Below are 18,111 nucleotides of genomic sequence, written 5' to 3' on the forward strand. Positions count from 1 at the left end.
CCTCACGCCGGCACCAGCGCATCCAGCTCGGGCAGCAGGATCACGCTTTCCTGCTCGTTCGGATCGGTGCGGGCAATGATCGCCGTGCAGGGCGTGCTGCTCAAGTTGGCCGGCAAATGCGGGACGCCCGCCGGGATGTAGAAAAGCTCGCCGGCATGCACGACAATGTGGTTTTCCAGTCTGTCGCCGTACCAGGTATGCGCCTCGCCGGAGAGCATGTAGATCGCAGTCTCATGCGACTCATGCAGATGCGCCTTGGCGCGCACGCCAGGCGGGATCGTCAGAAGATGCATGCAGATGCCCTTCGCACCAACCGTCTCGGCGGCGATGCCCTGGAAATAGCTCAGCCCCTGCTTGCCGTCATAGGTGTGGTTGGGGCGAACAATATGGCAGGTGGGCTTTGATTTTGCGTCCATCCTCATCCTCCAAGGACCGTGCTGTCGGTAAGACCGGCGGCAATGATATCATGGAAAACCGCGACGGCGCGGCGAAAACAAGACTGGTTTATTGATGCAAGCACCCTCCGTCGTATCCGCCAAGGATCTCTGTCTCAGCTACCAGACGAATGACGGCGCGGTGCATGCGCTTGCTGATGTCAATCTCGATATCCGCAGGGGCGAGTTCGTCTCCTTCATCGGCCCTTCCGGCTGCGGCAAGACGACTTTCCTGCGCGTCATCGCCGACCTCGAGCGCAAGACCTCCGGCGACATTGCCATCAACGGCATGACACCGGAAGAGGCCCGCAAGGCCCGCGCCTATGGCTACGTCTTCCAGGCGCCGGCCCTTTATCCCTGGCGCACGATCGAGAAGAACATCGCCCTGCCGCTGGAGATCATGGGCTATTCGAAACCCGAACAGAAGAAGCGCATTGCTGGGGCGCTCGACCTCGTCGAACTCTCCGGCTTCGAGAAGAAATTCCCCTGGCAACTGTCAGGCGGCATGCAGCAGCGCGCGTCGATCGCCCGCGCGCTCGCCTTCGACGCAGACCTGCTTTTAATGGACGAACCCTTCGGGGCGCTGGACGAAATCGTTCGCGACCATCTGAACGCGGCGCTCCTCAAACTGTGGGCACGCACCAACAAGACGATCTGCTTCGTCACCCATTCCATTCCGGAGGCGGTCTATCTCTCCACCAAGATCGTGGTCATGTCGCCCCGCCCAGGCCGCGTGACGGATATCATCGACTCGACGCTGCCAAGCGAGCGCCCGCTCGATATCCGCGAGACTGCTGAATTCCTGGAAATCGCCCATCGCGTCCGCGAAGGGCTGAGGGCGGGGCATAGTTATGAGCAGTAGATTGAGTGCCATGGACTCGGCAAAAACCCCTCCCCAACCCCTCCGCACAAGGGAGAGGGGCAGATCTGCCGCACCCTCCACTTTCAACGTCAAGCGCGTTGCTGGCATCGGGGTTGAGAGGAGTGTTCAAGGCGGGCGGCAACCTCCTGAGCCCCTCCCCCTTGTGGGGAGGGGTTGGGGAGGGGTTTTCTTCGCTACGACAGGAATGGAGGCCTGAATGCCGCATTCCAATATCACACCAAAAACGCGAGACAGAGCCCGCCGCCTTCGCCGTGAATTGACAAAGGCCGAATCCGCCATGTGGGACACGCTTCGAGATCTTCGCCCCTACGTCGCGCGCTTCCGTCGCGAAACGCCGATCGGCCCATATATTGCCGATTTCGCCTGGCTCTCAGCGCGCCTGATCGTGGAAGTTGACGGCGATAGCCATGAAACCGAAAGCGGTCGCCGCCATGACATCGCTCGCGATGCCTTCTTGAAAAATCAGGGCTTCACTGTACTCCGCTTCGACAATTCCCAAGTGCTGGACGGCCCGGACTACGTTTTCATCCAGAAACAGGCGGCACCATTCCTGAAGGAGGCCGCATGAAACCCGAGACCTTCAAGGACAAGATTGTCCCCGTCCTCACAATCCTGCTGGTGCTGATCGCGATCTGGTATGTCGCAGCCATCATCCTGAACACGCCGTTCCAGCGTGACATGGATACCCGCAACAACATCACCTCGACCACGATGGAATTTATCGGCAAGACGCTTTCCCAGCCGAAGCCCGTCCTGCCGGCGCCGCATCAGGTGGCGCAGAACGTATTCGAAAACACCTTCCTCAGAAAGCTCTCCAGCAACCGCAGCTTGGTCTACCACGCCGGCGTCACCCTCTCCTCGACCGTGCTCGGCTTTACGTTCGGCACGCTGCTCGGCATCGTCATTGCCATCGGCATCATCCACGTCAAGGCGCTCGACCGCAGCCTGATGCCCTGGATCATCGCCTCGCAGACCGTGCCCATCCTGGCAGTCGCGCCGATGGTGATCGTAGTGCTCGGTTCGATCAATATCACTGGCCTGATCCCCAAGGCGCTGATATCAACCTACCTCTCCTTCTTCCCAGTCGCCGTCGGCATGGTGAAGGGGTTGCGTTCGCCCGAAGTGATGCATCTCGACCTGATGCGCACCTATAATGCCACGGCTGCGCAGACTTTCTGGAAGCTGCGTGTGCCCGCCTCCATTCCCTTCCTCTTCACCTCGATGAAAGTGGCAATTGCCGCAAGCCTCGTCGGCACCATCGTCGGCGAGCTGCCGACCGGCGCTGTCGCAGGCATCGGCTCCAAACTGCTTGCCGGCTCCTATTACAGCCAGACAATCGATATCTGGGCCGCTCTTGTCGCGGGCTCGGTGCTTGCGGCCATCCTCGTTGCCTTCGTCGGCCTTGTGGCCAAGATCGTCGACCGCTCCATGGGCGGGAGACCGGCATGAAGCGGGTAACGATCTCCTGGCAGGCTCTGATTGCCCTTCTCTGTGTCGTCGGTGCAATGGTCATGCTGCCGCTCTTTTCGGCAGGCGCGCCTCAACCCCCGTCTGCAAGCACTGTCGCGCTGATAGCCCTGCTTGCGATCGCCGCAGCGCTTCTGTCCTTTACACCTCTCTCTGCCCCGCTCATTGCAACCGTTCTCTTCGCCGGCGCTCACGGCGCCGCATGGCTGCTGCTTGGCACCCTCGCAGGTAATGAAGGTTTCGCCGGACCTGCATTCTTCCTGCTGCTTGCCGCCTGCTGGCTGATCGCATGGCGTTGCGTGACGCAACTTTCGGACCTCCAGCCGACAAGACCGACCGGTCAGTGGCTGCTGCGCCTTTTGATTCCGGCGATTTTCGGCGCCTGGATCCTCGTGATCTGGGAAGCGCTCACACGCGGCGGCGGCATTCCCTTCGTCATCCTGCCGCCGCCGAGTGCGATCTGGGCACGCATCGCAGGCTCCCTGCCGACCCTCGGCGAAGATGTCAGGCAGACGATTTTCAAGGCCGTATTGGTCGGCTACATCGTCGGCTGCATCAGCGGCTTCGTGGTCGCCATCCTCGCCGACCGTGTCGACTTCCTGCGCCGTGGCCTGCTGCCGATCGGCAATATGGTCTCCGCACTGCCGATCATCGGTGTCGCACCCATCATGGTCATGTGGTTCGGCTTCGACTGGCAATCGAAGGCCGCCGTCGTCATCATCATGACCTTCTTCCCGATGCTGGTGAACACCGTCGCCGGCCTTGCCGCCTCCGGCAACATGGAGCGCGACCTCATGCGCACCTACGCATCGAACGACTGGCAGACGCTCGTAAAGCTCCGGCTTCCGGCCGCAATGCCCTTCATTTTCAATGCACTGAAGATCAACTCGACGCTGGCCATGATTGGTGCCATCGTTGCTGAATTCTTCGGGACGCCGATCGTCGGCATGGGCTTCCGTATCTCTACCGAGATGGGTCGCATGAATGTCGACATGGTCTGGGCCGAGATCGCCGTCGCGGCGCTTGCAGGCTCGGTCTTCTATGGTGTCGTCGCCCTTGCCGAGAGGGCGGTGACGTTCTGGCATCCGTCTATCCGTGGTGGTTAGACGCGCCCCGGCCCCGCATCGGGATCAGGGCATAACTTCAGAGGGAAAAAGAAAATGAAAAAGTTGATGGTTGCAATGATGGCGAGCGCGATGTCGCTTGCCGCGGCACACGCGATGGCCGCCGACAAGGTCACGCTGCAGCTGAAATGGGTCACCCAGTCTCAGTTCGCCGGTTATTACGTTGCCAAGGATAAGGGTTATTACGAAGAGGAAGGCCTCGACGTCGATATCAAGCCGGGCGGCCCTGACATCGCTCCCGAGCAGGTGATTGCCGGCGGCGGCGCCGATGTGATCGTCGACTGGATGGGCGGCGCGCTGGTCGCCCGCGAAAAGGGCGTTCCGCTCGTCAATATCGCCCAGCCTTACCAGAAGTCGGGCATGGAAATGATCTGCCGCAAGGATGGCCCGGTCAAGACCGAAGCCGACTTCAAGGGCCACACGCTGGGCGTCTGGTTCTTCGGCAACGAATATCCGTTCTTTGCCTGGATGAACAAGCTCGGCCTTAAAACCGATGGCGGGCCAAATGGCGTGACCGTGCTCAAGCAGAGTTTCGACGTGCAGCCGCTCCTGCAGAAGCAGGCCGACTGCATTTCCGTCATGACCTATAACGAATATTGGCAGGCGATCGATGCCGGCTTCAAGCCTGAAGACCTCACTGTCTTTAACTACACCGCCATGGGCAACGACCTCCTGGAAGATGGCCTCTATGCGATGGAAGACAAGCTGAAGGACCCGGCCTTCAAGGAGAAGATGGTCAAGTTCGTCCGCGCCTCCATGAAGGGCTGGAAATACGCTATGGAGAATCCTGATGATGCTGCCGAAATCGTCGTGGATGCCGGCGGCCAGGACGAAAACCACCAGAAGCGCATGATGGGCGAAGTCGCCAAGCTGATCGGTGACGGGACCGGCAAGCTCGACACCAAGCTCTATGACCGCACGGCGAAGGCGCTGCTCGACCAGAAGATCATCAACAAGGAGCCGTCGGGCGCCTGGACGCACGACATCACGGATGCCGCCGCGAAGTAAGACGCGCCGATACCGAAATGCAACGCGTGGGGGAATTTTCCCCACGCGTTTCTAGTTTTTGTATCCAACGAAAAAAATCGCCTTGCAACCGTCGCATTTGTCAGGCGTCAAACGTCAAACACACGGGAAGCCGATCAATCATCGTCATGTTCGCATAACCCTAAAATGATTGATGAGCGCCGCAATGGTAATTAATATTATCTCACGGGGAATTATTTTCTGCCGGGCTTGCGCATGGAGCAAATCGATACCACGTACTAGCCGGATTTGCCGGATGGGACGATAAGCTCCGGCAAATGGCATGCGGGTAAATACCTCTGAGATTAGAAGACGGCATTTGCCCGGTTCGCGAGTTGCATGACGACGCGCGAGTCCGGCCGATCCTGTCAAGAGATTGGACGAAGACGCATGGCCCTGAAGCCGCAAGCATTACTACGCGCCTCCACTTTCCCTGTCGCCGCTTTTGCGGTCTCGGCCCTTTTTGTCGCCACTTTTGCGGCCTCGGCTGTATTTGCCCAGGAATCCCAGACTTCTCAGCCGCAGGCCCTGCAGAACCTGCCGGCGATCGTCGTCACTAAGGCGGAGAACCGCACCCTCGTCGACCGTGTCATCGGCACGGGAACGGTCAAGCCCGTCGAGGAAGTCTATATCCAGCCCCAGGTCGAAGGCCTTTCGATCCGCACGTTGAAAGCCGATGTCGGCGACAAAGTTCAAGCGGAAAGCACGCTTGCCACGCTGAACGATGACGCGCTGGTCCTTGAAAAGAGCCAGATGATGGCGACGAAAGCCAAGGGCGAGGCAACCCTCGCCCAGCTGCGCGCCCAGCTCATCGAAGCGCAGGCCAATGCCGAACAGGCACGGCAGCAGCAAGCCCGCGCCCAGGAAATGGGTAAGAAGGGTACGGTTTCGACTGCCCAGGTCGAGCAGGCCGATGCGACTGCTGCCGCTGCTAACGCCCGCGTCGTTTCCGCCGAACAGGCGATCGAGGTCGCCGAAGCCGATCTCAAGGTCTTCGACAGCCAGATTGCCGATGCGGATCTGAAACTCGCGCGAACCGACGTGAAGACGCCGGTCGCCGGCACGATTTCGGCAAAGAACGCCAAGGTCGGCGCCATTGCCGCCGGCACCGGCGATCCGCTGTTCACGCTCATCCGCGACGGCGATATCGAGCTTGTCGCCGAAGTCGCCGAAAGCGACATCGTCAAGGTGATGGCCGGCCAGAAGGCGACGATTTCGCTTTCTGGCAGCCGGGAAAAACTTTCCGGCGCCGTCCGCCTGGTTTCGCCGACTGTAGACCCGGTCACTCGCCTCGGCCTGGTCCATATCTCCATCGACGACGACAGCAAGGCACGTTCAGGCATGTATGGGAGCGCCGAGATCATCGTCCGCGAGACGGAGGGCGTGTCGCTTCCCCTGACCGCCGTGCTCACCGGCATTGAAGGCTCCTCGGCCCGCAGGGTCGAGGACGGTGTCGTAAAATTCGCCAAGATCCAGACCGGTATCCAGGACGGTGCCTATGTCGAGATCGTCGATGGATTGAAGAGCGGCGACGAGGTCGTGGCCAAGGCGGGCGCCTATGTCCGTGATGGCGACCACATCACGCCGGTGCGTGAACAGCCTCCGGCTTCCAACTAAAGAGACCATCCGATGAATTTTTCAGCCTGGTCCATCCGAAACCCGATCGCGCCGCTCCTGGCCTTCTGCCTGCTGATATTCATCGGCATGCAGTCCTTCAATAAACTGCCGATCACCCGCTTCCCGAATATTGACGTGCCGCTCGTTTCGATCAGCGTGACGCAGAGCGGCGCTTCCCCGGCCGAACTCGAAATGCAGGTGACGAAGGAGATCGAAGACGCGATCGCCTCCATTACCGGCATCGACGAAATCCAGTCGACTGTGACCGACGGCAGCTCGCAGACCAACGTCATGTTCCGGATGGAAGTGCCGACGGAACAGGCCGTACAGGACGTCAAGGACGCGATCGACCGCATTCGCAGCGATCTGCCCGCAACAGCCGAAACGCCGATTGTTACCAAGGTCGACGTCGAGGGTCAGGCGATCCAGACCTTCGCCGTTTCCTCGCCCGACATGTCGCTGGAAGAACTCTCCTGGTTCGTGGATGACACGATCAAGCGTGCACTGCAGGGTCAGGCCGGCATCGGCCGCGTCGACCGGTACGGCGGCGCAGAGCGCGAAGTGCGCATCGAACTTACGCCCGGCAAGCTCGACGCCTACGGCATTACCGCCGCAAGCGTGAACCAGCAGCTGCGTGGTACCAACATCGACCTCGGCTCCGGCCGCGGCCAGGTGGCCGGCAGCGAACAGGCGATCCGCGTTCTCGGAGACGCCCGCAACGTCGCTGAACTCGCCGATACGACGATTGCCCTGCCCAACGGCCGCTTCGTCAAGCTGTCCGATCTCGGCGTCATCAAGGATACGTACGAGGAGCCGAAATCCTTCTCGCGCTTCGACGACACACCGGTCGTCACCTTCGGCGTCTTCCGCTCGAAAGGCGCCAGCGAAGTCAGCGTCGCCGAAACCGTCGCGCAGAGCCTCGACAAGGTGCGAAGCGAAAACCCGAACGTGAAGATCGAGATGATCGACGATTCGGTCTATTTCACCTACGGCAACTATGAAGCCGCCATCCATACTCTGCTCGAAGGCGCCCTGCTCGCCGTCATCGTGGTCCTCCTGTTCCTCCGGAACTGGCGCGCGACCCTGATTTCGGCCATCGCCTTGCCGCTCTCCGCGATCCCGACCTTCTGGGTCATGGATCTAATGGGCTTCTCTCTGAACCTGGTCAGCTTCCTCGCCCTGACGCTCGCGACAGGTATTCTGGTCGACGATGCGATCGTTGAAATCGAGAACATCGCCCGCCACATCAAGATGGGCAAGACGCCCTATAGAGCGGCGATCGATGCGGCGGACGAAATCGGCCTCGCCGTCATCGCCACCACCTTCACCATCATCGCCGTCTTCGTGCCGGTTTCCTTCATGCCGGGCATCCCGGGCCAGTACTTCATTCAGTTCGGCCTGACCGTTGCTTTTTCCGTCTTCTTCTCACTGCTGGTCGCGCGCCTCATCACCCCGATGATGGCCGCTTATCTCATGCGCGCCGAAGACGGCATGGAAGACCATCACGATAATGATGGCTTGCTGATGAAGGGTTATACGCGCCTGATACGCAGTACGACCGGGCATAAGTATTCACGATATCTGACACTGCTTGCGGCGATTGGCTTCCTGGTTGGTTCAGTTTTCCTGCTGATGAAGGTTCCGGGCAGTTTCCTGCCGCCGGAAGATGCCTCGCGCATCGTTCTCTCGGTCGAACTGCCGCCGAATGCGCGGCTCGACGATACCGAGAAGACGACGAAAGCGATCTATGACAGGGTCAAAGACATCAACGGCGTCGAAAGCGTCTTCGTCCTCGGCGGCGCATCGCCGAAGGGCGATCTCGAACTGCGGCGTGCGACCATCACGCTGGCGCTCCACAAGCTCGACCAATCGCTGGTCAAGAAGGTGGTCAACGATGTGCTGGGTCATATTCCGGTCATCGGTCCGATGCTGCCGAAGGTGGAAGTCCACGGCCGTGAACGTCCGCAATGGGATATCGAGAAGGAAGTCTTCGCAAAGCTGCGCGACATTCCGGACGTCCACATCCTGAAACTGAATGACCGCGGCGAACGCGACCTCTCCTTCAATTTCCTTTCCAAGAACGAGAAGGATCTGAACGACGCCATCGGCATTCTGGAATCGAAGCTCCGCGCCGATCCGCTGCTCGCCAATGTCAGCGCCGATGGCGCCTTGCCCCGTCCGGAACTGCAAGTCTACCCGCGCAAGGACGAGGCCGCCCGCCTCGGTATCACGCCGCAGCAGATCTCCGAGACGATCCGCGTCGCCACCATCGGCGATGTCGACGCGGCCCTTGCCAAGATCTCGCTCGACGATCGCCAGATCCCGATCCGGGTACAGGCGGCGGTCGACATGCGCCGCGATCTTGCAGCCATCCGCGCATTGAAGATCCAGACTGCCAGCGGCGGTACCGTTCCGCTCGCAACCGTCGCCAACATCGATTATTCGGAAGGCGTAAGCTCGATCAAGCGTAACAACCGTTACCGCGTCGTTTCGATCGGCTCGGACCTGCCGCAGGGCGTAGCACTCGACACCGCCTCGGCCCGCTTCCGCCAGATCGTCAATGACGCCAATATCCCGGCCACGGTGCATCTTGCCGAAAGCGGCGACACCAAGGTTCAGACCGAAATGCAGCAGAGTTTCGTCAACGCCATGTTGATGGGTCTCCTGCTGGTGCTGACCGTGCTGATCCTCCTCTTCAAGGATGTGATCCAGCCCTTCACCATCCTGTTCTCGCTGCCGCTCGCCATCGGCGGCGTGGCGGCCGGCCTGATCCTCACCAGCAACCCGCTGTCGATGCCCGTCATGATCGGCATCCTGATGCTGATGGGTATTGTCACCAAGAACGCTATCCTGCTCGTCGATTTCGCGATCGAGATGCGCCATCGCGGCATGGCTCGCGTCGACGCCATGGTCGAAGCCGGCCGCAAGCGCGCCCGGCCGATCATCATGACCTCGATCGCCATGTCGGCGGGCATGTTGCCTTCCGCGCTCGGCGTCGGCGAAGGCGGCTCGTTCCGTGCGCCAATGGCTATCGCGGTGATTGGCGGCATCATCGTCTCGACAGTGCTCTCGCTCGTCGTCGTCCCCTCCTTCTTCCTCATCATGGACGATCTTTCCCGCCTGCTCGGCTGGCTGTTCGGCCGCCTCGTCGGCAAGAAGGACGAGGAGGAACTGGCCATGTCGCGTGAGGAAATTACCCGCGAACTCAAAACGAGCCAGAACGCCATCGAGGCTCTCGAGGAGCGCCTGAACGCGATCGAGAAGCCGGCAAGCAAGCGCAAGACCGGCAATGACACCAACGTGCTGCGCCTGCCGCCATTCGCGGCAGAATAAGGCCGGGACCATCTGACAAAAGGCCGGGCGCCGATCCGGCCTTTTTGTTGTCCACGCTCACTGCGGCCTTGGGGCCGCAGTGCTGTCTCTCACGACGAGTTCGAGATCGAGCGCCTCGTGATTTTTCGGCAGCGCATTTTCCAGGATTGCCGTTACCGACCGCCGCGCAATTTCCGCAAAGGGCTGCGCGACGGTGGTGAGACGCGGCAACGAGGCTGCAGCTTCTGGCACGCCGTCAAAGCCGATGATGGAAACGTCCTCGGGTACCTTCAGCCCCCTCTCCGCCAGCCACTGCATGGCAAACAGCGCGACGTTATCCGACATGGCCAGAATCGCCGTCGGCGGATTATCGGTGGAGAACAGCGCCTCCATCGCCGTCAGCGTGCTCGGCCTGTCATGCAATGTCCCCTGGATCGGAACGGCCTCGCGGGGGATGCCGAATTCCGCCAGCGCCTGCCAATAGCCATGCATGCGGTCACGCGGGGTGGCTTCCATTTCAGGATCGACACGCTCGGGCGCCACCAGGCCGACAAGACCATCGACATCGCCGATCGACAGGATCGCAATGTCACGGTGCCCGAGTTCCAGCAGATGCCGCGCGGCCGCAGCTCCGCCAGCGACATTGTCGATGCCGATCGCCGGAATGGTCTCGTCCTCAATGCCGAGAGCCAGCGCGATGAACGGCAGCTGGCGTTGACGGGTGAGTTCCACGAGCCTTTCTCCGCCTTCCACGCAAAGCAGAATGAAGCCGTCGACGAGCGCGCTGTTGATGTTCCAGGCAAGCCTCTCCTCGTTCATCGCCGATACGACGGCAATGCCGGTGCCGCTGGCGTCACAGACCTCGCCGATCGCCGTCATCAGCGAACGCGCCCAGGGATCGTCAAAAAAATAGGTGAGCGGTTCCACGGCGGCGACGCCGATCGCGTTCACCCGCCCTGCCCTCAGCAGCCTGCCCTTCACATCAGGCCCACCGTAACCGAGCTCGCGGGCGACGTTGAGCACCCGCTCGCGCACTTCCTCTCGGACCACGTCAGGACGGCTGAAAACATTCGATGCCGTGCCCTGCGATACGCCTGCCGCCTTGGCGACATCGGCCAACCTTACATGCCCTTTACCCAAAGCTGCTCCTTACGAGTGCGGATTTAATGCACAGAGTAGCAAAGGATTGTATCGGTTCAAAATAAACTTGACAAAGTCGAGGACGAGAGCGAGGATTGAATCGGTTCAATAACTCTATCGAGCTTTTGAATCGATTCAAATAATGGAGAATGAGGCGATGATCCCGATCAGTTCGCTATTCAAGGACCTTTACGAGGACCGGTGGGGTAACCCGCGCGACAACCACCTCGCTGAAGAAAGGGAACGGGGCAAGCACCTGTTTGTCTTGCTTCCTTTCACGCGCCGCTTGATGGGAAACGGCAAACGCCCGGACGCCTGGTCCTTTACTATACCGACCGACCGCAGGCCTCGATAAGTACATGTAACGGCAGCGTTTGATCAAAATCAATTCCGCCGCGCTTTACTTCCCCTATTCTGGCATCGTCAGGGAGATTGGCGGCATGAACCGCTGCCGGAGGGCCGGAACATGAACAGAATGCTGATGCCGAACAGTCGCGAGCGGACGCTGCTCTCGAGGGCTGGAATTTTTGCAGAGCTGAATGGCGCTGAAGCAGAAGCGTTACGCGCCTGCTCTACCGTGATCTCCTCCGCTTCGCACGACATTCTCTTCCAGGAAGGCGAACCTGGCGTTTATTTCTATAGCGTATTGGAGGGTTACGTGCGGCTCTTTCGCCTCAACGGCGAAGGCAGGGAGGCAGATATCCGGATCTGCGAACCGGGCGACAGTTTTGCTGAATGCCTCATTCAGGCTGGCGGCACCTATCGCTACGGAGCTCAGTCGATGGACAACACGGTGCTCGCCCGCTTCCATATTGGTAAGGTGCGCGCTCTCTTGGCGGAACACCCGCAGATCGGCACCGCCATTATGCACAGCCTCTCGCTGCATCTGCTGGCCACGCTGGAATGCCTGGCCAACGATCGCATGCAGACCGCTCCACAGCGTGTGGCGCATTACATTCTCTCTCATTGCGTGGAGGACGGCGTAGCAACTGCTTCGCTGCGGCTGCCCTTCCCGAAGAACCTGCTCGCCCGAAAGCTGGGGCTCGCACCCGAGGCGCTCTCGCGCGCCTTTTCGACGCTCAAATCAGCAGGTGTGACCGTTCGCGGCCGCTTCATCGCCGTCAGCGACGTCAACATCCTGAAGCGTATCTAGGCTCCAGCAAAGTGCACAGCGGTTTTGCGTCCGGAATTGCATGGGAACAGGGAGATAGAGCATCTCCCGTTATTCGAAAAACCGGAGCTGCTCTATAGACCGCCTTGCACCCGCAGGAAGTCGACGATCGAATTGATGCCGTCACCGCACTTCATGTCGGAAAAGACGAAAGGGCGCGTTGCGCGCATGCGTGTCGCATCCCGGTCCATCACTTCGAGGTCGGCCCCGACATAAGGCGCCAGATCCTTCTTATTGATCACGAGAAGATCCGACCTTGTAATGCCCGGACCACCCTTGCGCGGAATTTCCTCACCCTGGCAGACGGAGATCACATAGATGGTGATGTCGGCAAGGTCAGGCGAAAAGGTCGCCGCCAGATTGTCACCGCCGGATTCGATGAAAACGACGTCGAGATCGGGAATGCGCTCGTTGAGACCTGCGATGGCCTGCAGGTTGATCGTCGCATCTTCACGGATGGCAGTATGCGGGCAGCCGCCGGTCTCGACGCCGACGATGCGCTCGGACGGCAGCGCCTGCATGCGCACCAGCGCCTCAGCATCTTCGGTCGTGTAGATGTCATTGGTTACGACAGCGACGGAATAGTCGTCACGCATCGCCTTGCAGAGCTTTTCGGTCAGCGCCGTCTTGCCAGAGCCGACCGGGCCGCCGATACCGACGCGCAGGGGTCCGTTTCTTGATTTCATATGTCTTACTCCAATCGAAGTCGGATGATAGCGAAGCGCTGCTTTCCCGCCACCGTCAAATGACGCAGCTGCGCGGGTAATTTCACATCACGAGCGGAACAGCCGCGTCTGCTGCGTCTCGTGGCGAAGCCCGGCGATATCGGCCTGGACCGTCGCCGAACCCAAATCGTCAAGATCGGAGCGAGCTGCACGCGCGGCAATATCGATCACGTGCTCCTCCAGTCCGGCAAGGATGCCAACGCCGTCCTTCTGCCCCGCAACGCCGAGCCGGATACCGGCGGAAACGGCTTGAGAGAGATAGGCGTGCAGAAAGGCGACAAGCGCCTTTTCCAGCTGAATGCCATGCGCGCCCGTTATCGCGCCAACGGCAACCGGATAGGCTGTTTTCTTCGGTAACCGACCGAACACGTCGTCCGGCCAGGCTTGCGCAGCCGTGAGAAAAGCTTCTCCGAGCAGCAGCGTTTCCTGATGCCGCTCGCGCGACCCCGCAAGGGCTGCAGCCAGTTCGGCAAGCCCCGCAAGGCGATCCCCATTGCCATGACCACGATGGCTTTCGGCAAGAAGCACCGCATCGTTCCAGACCGAACCGCTGCCGGTCAGCGTCTCCAGCCAGCGCCGCAACATCTCCGCGTCGCCGACGAGTCCATCCGCTACCGCCCGCTCCAGGCCGCCGGAATAGGCAAAGGAACCGATCGGAAAGGCCGGCGAAAGCCATGCCGTCAGGCGCAGCAGAGCCTGCAGCTCACGATCCTCAGCCATCACGCATCAGTCGTGTTTGTGATGATGGTGACCATGCTCATGGTCATGGTCGTGATGATCGTGCCCATGGTCATGGTGCTCGTGGTCGTGATCATGATGGTCATGACCGTGCGAATGTCCGCCATGAGAATGATAGGCGCCGCGGGCCGGCTGGAAGGGTTCGTTGATATCAAGCACCATCGCACCCAGCCCCTGCAGCATGGTGCAGATAACGTGATCGCGCAGGATCAGGATGCGATCCTCCTCGATCTGCGCCGCGAGATGGCGGTTGCCGAGGTGCCAGGCGAGTTCGGTCAGATGCACGCGGTCGCGGCCGCGCACTTCAAACAGCTTCTCGTCGGCGGCGAGGATTTCGATCAGCTCGCCATCCTCGCGCACCAGCATATCGCCATTGGCAAAAAGCACCGGCTCCTTGAGATCGAGCATCACCATCTCGCCATTCTCCAAATGCAGGAGCTTGCGGCGCAGGTGCCGCAGATCGTGCGGCAGCTTGACCTGTGCGGTCGGATGGGCGGAAGGGGTGCCGGCGGGCAGATAAGATGTGACGCGCTGCATGACATATCCGTTAAACTGGGGCCTAGACCATGCAAAATAGCCCTTCAGGATGCAAGCACCAATGCACGTTTCGTGACGAACTGGCCTAGATTCCAGATGCCTGCAGCAGGCCTGCCTCCTCAGGCGCAACACCCTGCACCCCGAGGCCGTTTTCCACCAGCCCGTGCCAAGCGTGGTTCAGCCCTTCCCGCTCATGGACGACACGATTGCGGCCGAGCGCCTTGGCGAGATAGAGCGCCTTGTCGGCGGAGGCATAGACTGCCTCCTTGTCCCGTCCCTCATGAAGATCGGCAATGCCGCCTGATATCGTGATGGTGACGGCATGCCCATCCGCCGGAATCGGCCGCGCAGCAATCTGTGCTCTCACCCCTTCGATGCGTGCCACGCGCTCCTCCGGCGTCCCGCCCTGAACGACGACACCAAACTCCTCACCGCCGAGCCGCGCCACGACCGACGCGCCGTCGAAAGCCGCGGAAAGCATGGCTGAGACGGCAGTAATCACGGCATCACCGCAGCCATGGCCGAAACGATCGTTGATAGCCTTGAAACGGTCTACGTCGAAAATGGCGAGGCAGGCATCGCCGTCCACCCTTTCCAGGGCGTCGGTGAAAGCGCGCCGGTTCAGGAGTCCTGACAATGTATCAGTGCGGCTGAGCTTTTCGAATTTGGCACGGGAGACGGTCAGGTCGTGAATGGCGAAGCCAGCAACGAGCGACAGCACGCCGGACACCATTCCGCCGATCAGCCAGGAGAGGATGATGGCAAAGGTCATGGCGTGCCCGAGTGTGATCGGCAGCACCCCCATGAAGTTGAGCGGAGGCAGCGTCACCCCGATGATGAAGCCGGACAGAATAACTGCCAAAAAACTCATCTTCAGCGCAAAAGTATAAACGGTCTTGCGATGCTCGAAACTGCCCAGTTCAGCCTGAAGCGATATCCAGTTTTCCATGAGAATCGGCCTTCCTGCACAGCGTTTCCAAGGCATTGATAGGGTTGCAGTTGCTGCGGAGGTCTTAATTCAATTACTAAAATCCGAGCGATTTCAGAGGATTCGGCCGATCTATTTTTTCTAGCAGGAGGTGCAACTTTTCGGCACAGGCACGCCCGCCATGGGAAATACACCTAACTAGTTGATTTGAAATATATTTAATGCGGATTTCCAGGCGCGTGTTTCAGAATGGGCTATGGCTGAAAAACCACAGTTCACCTACAGGTTTTTACAACCATCTGGAGAGCGACGTTCGGATTTCGCTTTAAGGGCAACGGTGGTGAGCAGCGCGTCTAAAAGACAAGCGTTAAAACGGGAAATAACGCTACGGGATCAACGGTGCCAAGATTGCAGAATATCTCTATACTTCAATTATGGAGGATAGGCGAAAGCACGAGCGTCTGCGGCAACGGGTTCCATGAACCTGTTCGCGAGCCGCCTATCCGGACGCCGCCGTAGTCCATGTGCAGTCCGTATGTTGCAGCCAAAAGGCTGCGACGAGCAGCCGCCTCGGAATGACCGTGCCGCCAGTAGCAAAAGCAGCGCAATCAGCCGTATCAGCCATCGCGCTGCCACTTCAGACCACCCCTGAACGAATGGTCTCAGAACAGGAAATATCGCTGCGCCATCGGCAGCACCGTTGCCGGTTCGCAGGTCAGCAACTCCCCATTCGCCCGTACTTCGTAGGTTTCCGGATCAACCTCGATGTCGGGGGTGAGGTCGTTGTGGACCATCGACGCCTTGGAGATGCCGCCGCGAGTGTTCTTCACTGCAACGAGATCCTTGGCAACACCGAGACGGCCCTTGAGGCCGGCATCGAGCGAAGCCTGCGAAACGAAGGTGACCGAAGAGTTCGTCAGGCTCTTGCCGAAGGACGCAAACATCGGCCGGTAATGCACCGGTTGAGGCGTCGGGATCGAGGCATTTGGATCGCCCATGGGTGCCGCGGCAATGGAGCCGCCGAGCAGCACCATATCCGGCTTCACGCCGAAAAAGGCCGGGTTCCATAGGACGAGATCGGCGCGCTTGCCGATTTCGATGGAGCCGATCTCGTGCGACAGCCCGTGCGCAATCGCCGGATTGATCGTGTATTTGGCGACGTAACGGCGGACACGGAAATTGTCGTTGTCGCCCTTTTCTTCTTTCAGACGGCCGCGCTGGCGCTTCATCTTGTCTGCGGTTTGCCAGGTGCGGATCAGCACCTCACCGACACGGCCCATGGCCTGACTGTCCGAGGAGATGATCGAGAACGCTCCGATATCGTGCAGGATGTCTTCCGCAGCGATCGTCTCCTTTCGGATACGGCTTTCAGCAAAGGCGATATCCTCAGGGATCGACGGCGACAGGTGATGGCACACCATCAGCATGTCCAAATGCTCGGCAATCGTGTTGACCGTATAGGGCCGCGTCGGGTTGGTGGATGACGGAATGACGTTCGGTTGACCGCAGATCTTGATGATGTCGGGTGCGTGACCGCCACCCGCACCCTCCGTATGGAAGGCATGGATGGTACGGCCCTTGATCGCGCCGATCGTATCTTCCACGAAGCCGCTTTCGTTCAGCGTATCGGTATGGATCATCACCTGTACGTCATATTCGTCTGCAACCGACAGGCAGCAGTCGATGGCGCCGGGCGTCGTGCCCCAATCCTCGTGCAGCTTAAGCGAGGTCGCACCGGCAAGCACCATTTCCTGCAATGCGCCCGGCAGCGACGCATTGCCCTTGCCGGCGAAAGCAAGGTTCATCGGGAAGGCATCGGCAGCCTCGATCATGCGCGCGATATGCCACGGACCTGGGGTACAGGTGGTCGCCAGTGTGCCGTGCGCAGGCCCGGTGCCGCCGCCTAGCATACAGGTGAGCCCGCTCATCAGCGCTTCTTCGATCTGCTGCGGAGCGATGAAATGGATGTGGCTATCCATGCCGCCGGCCGTGATGATCTTGCCTTCACCGGCAATCGCTTCCGTACCCGGACCGACTATGATGTTGACACCGGGCTGTGTGTCCGGATTGCCGGCCTTGCCGATCGCCGCGATACGACCGTCCTTCAGGCCGATATCAGCCTTGTAGATGCCGGAATGGTCGATGATGACGGCATTGGTGATGACGGTATCGACCGCGCCATCCGCCCGCGTCACCTGGCTCTGGCCCATGCCGTCACGGATGACTTTCCCGCCGCCGAACTTCACCTCTTCGCCATAGGTGGTAAAATCCTTTTCGATCTCGATAAAAAGCTCCGTATCGGCAAGGCGGACCTTGTCGCCGGTGGTCGGACCGAACATGCCGGCGTATGCCTTGCGAGAGATCTTGTGGGGCATCTATCAGGCTCCTTGGGAGGAAGAGACGAATGGTTTTCCGGCAAACCGCCTGAGACGGCCGGCCGCAATATAGGAGTCGACGAGCTGCTTTTCGGCGGCGAAGGGATGCCATTCCCAGCCCACATGGCCGAAACCTGCGAGCGTCACCTCGTCGTTGGGAAATCTGTCGAGCACTTCGCCGATCACGATCATGCCGCTGCTCGGCACGACGTAAGGCGCCGGCGAGAAGGCAGACAGCGCCTGATCGACGGCTTCGTGAACCTGTTTGTCAACGATCCGATGCACCTTGCCGGCTTCAGCACAGAAAGCGTTGAATTGGCTGGTGTAATCGTCGCAGAAATCATCGAGCTCCGGATGCGAAGCCGCAAGAGGTGCCCGCATCGCCGCGAATTTTTCGGGATCACGCACACTCCAGATTTCCGAGGCTTCGACAACACCGGGATGGATGCGCCAGCTTTCGGAGCCGAGCATGGCCTTGGCGGGCCGGCCGGTATTGCATACGGCAACCACATCAGTGCGCGTGCCGCCGGCACCATAGGAGCGGCATTCGTTGAAGCGGATGACGAGGTCTGCGGCATCGATGATCTCAGCCCCTCCTTCTCCCACTTCGCCGTTGCCCACGATCATGATCGTC

The 18,111-nt window shown here is 60.1% G+C and carries 16 protein-coding genes; 8 read left to right on the forward strand and 8 right to left on the reverse strand.

Annotation, left to right across the window (positions count from 1 at the left end):
* Window positions 1-2: 2 nt before the first annotated feature.
* Window positions 3-416 (reverse strand): cupin domain-containing protein, encoded by a 414-nt coding sequence (locus FHT78_RS05810; RefSeq protein ID WP_183741498.1) that lies wholly within the window; start codon window positions 414-416, stop codon window positions 3-5.
* 94 nt (window positions 417-510) lie between these two features.
* Here FHT78_RS05810 and FHT78_RS05815 point away from each other — a divergent pair, with 94 nt between their 5' ends.
* From FHT78_RS05815 to FHT78_RS05845, 7 genes are all read left to right on the forward strand, one after another.
* Window positions 511-1,296: an ABC transporter ATP-binding protein gene (locus FHT78_RS05815; RefSeq protein WP_183741500.1), complete on the forward strand. Its 786-nt coding sequence runs from the start codon at window positions 511-513 to the stop codon at window positions 1,294-1,296.
* A 217-nt stretch (window positions 1,297-1,513) separates the two neighbouring features.
* Window positions 1,514-1,885 carry an endonuclease domain-containing protein gene (locus FHT78_RS05820; RefSeq protein WP_183741502.1) on the forward strand — a complete coding sequence of 124 codons (372 nt, stop codon included), beginning with the start codon at window positions 1,514-1,516 and terminating at the stop codon, window positions 1,883-1,885.
* Window positions 1,882-2,766, forward strand: coding sequence for an ABC transporter permease (locus FHT78_RS05825; RefSeq protein ID WP_183741504.1), 885 nt, complete (start codon window positions 1,882-1,884; stop codon window positions 2,764-2,766). The genes FHT78_RS05820 and FHT78_RS05825 overlap by 4 nt, the downstream gene beginning before the upstream one ends.
* On the forward strand, window positions 2,763-3,890 hold the full coding sequence (locus tag FHT78_RS05830) for an ABC transporter permease (RefSeq protein WP_183741506.1): 1,128 nt from the start codon (window positions 2,763-2,765) through the stop codon (window positions 3,888-3,890). The genes FHT78_RS05825 and FHT78_RS05830 overlap by 4 nt, the downstream gene beginning before the upstream one ends.
* Window positions 3,891-3,944: 54 nt before the next feature.
* Window positions 3,945-4,916: an ABC transporter substrate-binding protein gene (locus FHT78_RS05835; protein WP_183741508.1), complete on the forward strand. Its 972-nt coding sequence runs from the start codon at window positions 3,945-3,947 to the stop codon at window positions 4,914-4,916.
* Between the two features lie 408 nt (window positions 4,917-5,324).
* Window positions 5,325-6,551 carry an efflux RND transporter periplasmic adaptor subunit gene (locus tag FHT78_RS05840; RefSeq protein WP_183741510.1) on the forward strand — a complete coding sequence of 409 codons (1,227 nt, stop codon included), beginning with the start codon at window positions 5,325-5,327 and terminating at the stop codon, window positions 6,549-6,551.
* Between the two features lie 12 nt (window positions 6,552-6,563).
* Window positions 6,564-9,884: an efflux RND transporter permease subunit gene (locus tag FHT78_RS05845; RefSeq protein ID WP_183741512.1), complete on the forward strand. Its 3,321-nt coding sequence runs from the start codon at window positions 6,564-6,566 to the stop codon at window positions 9,882-9,884.
* Between the two features lie 57 nt (window positions 9,885-9,941).
* On the opposite strand, the gene FHT78_RS05850 is transcribed toward FHT78_RS05845, so the two are convergent.
* Complete coding sequence (locus tag FHT78_RS05850) at window positions 9,942-11,003, reverse strand: LacI family DNA-binding transcriptional regulator (protein WP_183741514.1); 1,062 nt, start codon at window positions 11,001-11,003, stop codon at window positions 9,942-9,944.
* 466 nt (window positions 11,004-11,469) lie between these two features.
* Here FHT78_RS05850 and FHT78_RS05855 point away from each other — a divergent pair, with 466 nt between their 5' ends.
* Window positions 11,470-12,156 carry a Crp/Fnr family transcriptional regulator gene (locus FHT78_RS05855; RefSeq protein WP_183741516.1) on the forward strand — a complete coding sequence of 229 codons (687 nt, stop codon included), beginning with the start codon at window positions 11,470-11,472 and terminating at the stop codon, window positions 12,154-12,156.
* 92 nt (window positions 12,157-12,248) lie between these two features.
* Here FHT78_RS05855 and ureG read toward each other — a convergent pair whose 3' ends face one another.
* The 6 genes from ureG to FHT78_RS05885 all read right to left on the reverse strand — a co-directional run bounded on the left by ureG (window position 12,249) and on the right by FHT78_RS05885 (window position 18,104).
* Entirely contained in the window at window positions 12,249-12,860 is a 612-nt protein-coding gene (gene ureG, locus FHT78_RS05860; RefSeq protein WP_183741518.1) for an urease accessory protein UreG, read from the reverse strand.
* 87 nt (window positions 12,861-12,947) lie between these two features.
* A complete protein-coding gene (locus FHT78_RS05865; RefSeq protein ID WP_183741520.1) occupies window positions 12,948-13,619 on the reverse strand; it encodes an urease accessory protein UreF in 672 nt (223 codons plus the stop codon).
* A gap of 6 nt (window positions 13,620-13,625) precedes the next feature.
* On the reverse strand, window positions 13,626-14,174 hold the full coding sequence (ureE, locus tag FHT78_RS05870; protein WP_183741521.1) for an urease accessory protein UreE: 549 nt from the start codon (window positions 14,172-14,174) through the stop codon (window positions 13,626-13,628).
* An 85-nt stretch (window positions 14,175-14,259) separates the two neighbouring features.
* Window positions 14,260-15,123, reverse strand: a complete 864-nt coding sequence (locus FHT78_RS05875) for a GGDEF domain-containing protein (RefSeq protein WP_183741522.1) — start codon at window positions 15,121-15,123, stop codon at window positions 14,260-14,262.
* 641 nt (window positions 15,124-15,764) lie between these two features.
* The gene (gene ureC / locus FHT78_RS05880; protein ID WP_183741523.1) at window positions 15,765-17,477 is read right to left on the reverse strand and encodes an urease subunit alpha; all 1,713 of its coding nucleotides are present in this window, start codon (window positions 17,475-17,477) and stop codon (window positions 15,765-15,767) included.
* Window positions 17,478-17,480: 3 nt separating this feature from the next.
* Entirely contained in the window at window positions 17,481-18,104 is a 624-nt protein-coding gene (locus tag FHT78_RS05885; RefSeq protein ID WP_183741868.1) for a Urease operon accessory protein, read from the reverse strand.
* Between the last annotated feature and the right edge of the window lie 7 nt (window positions 18,105-18,111).

Source organism: Rhizobium sp. BK196, assembly GCF_014193255.1.
Taxonomy (GTDB): Bacteria; Pseudomonadota; Alphaproteobacteria; order Rhizobiales; family Rhizobiaceae; genus Rhizobium.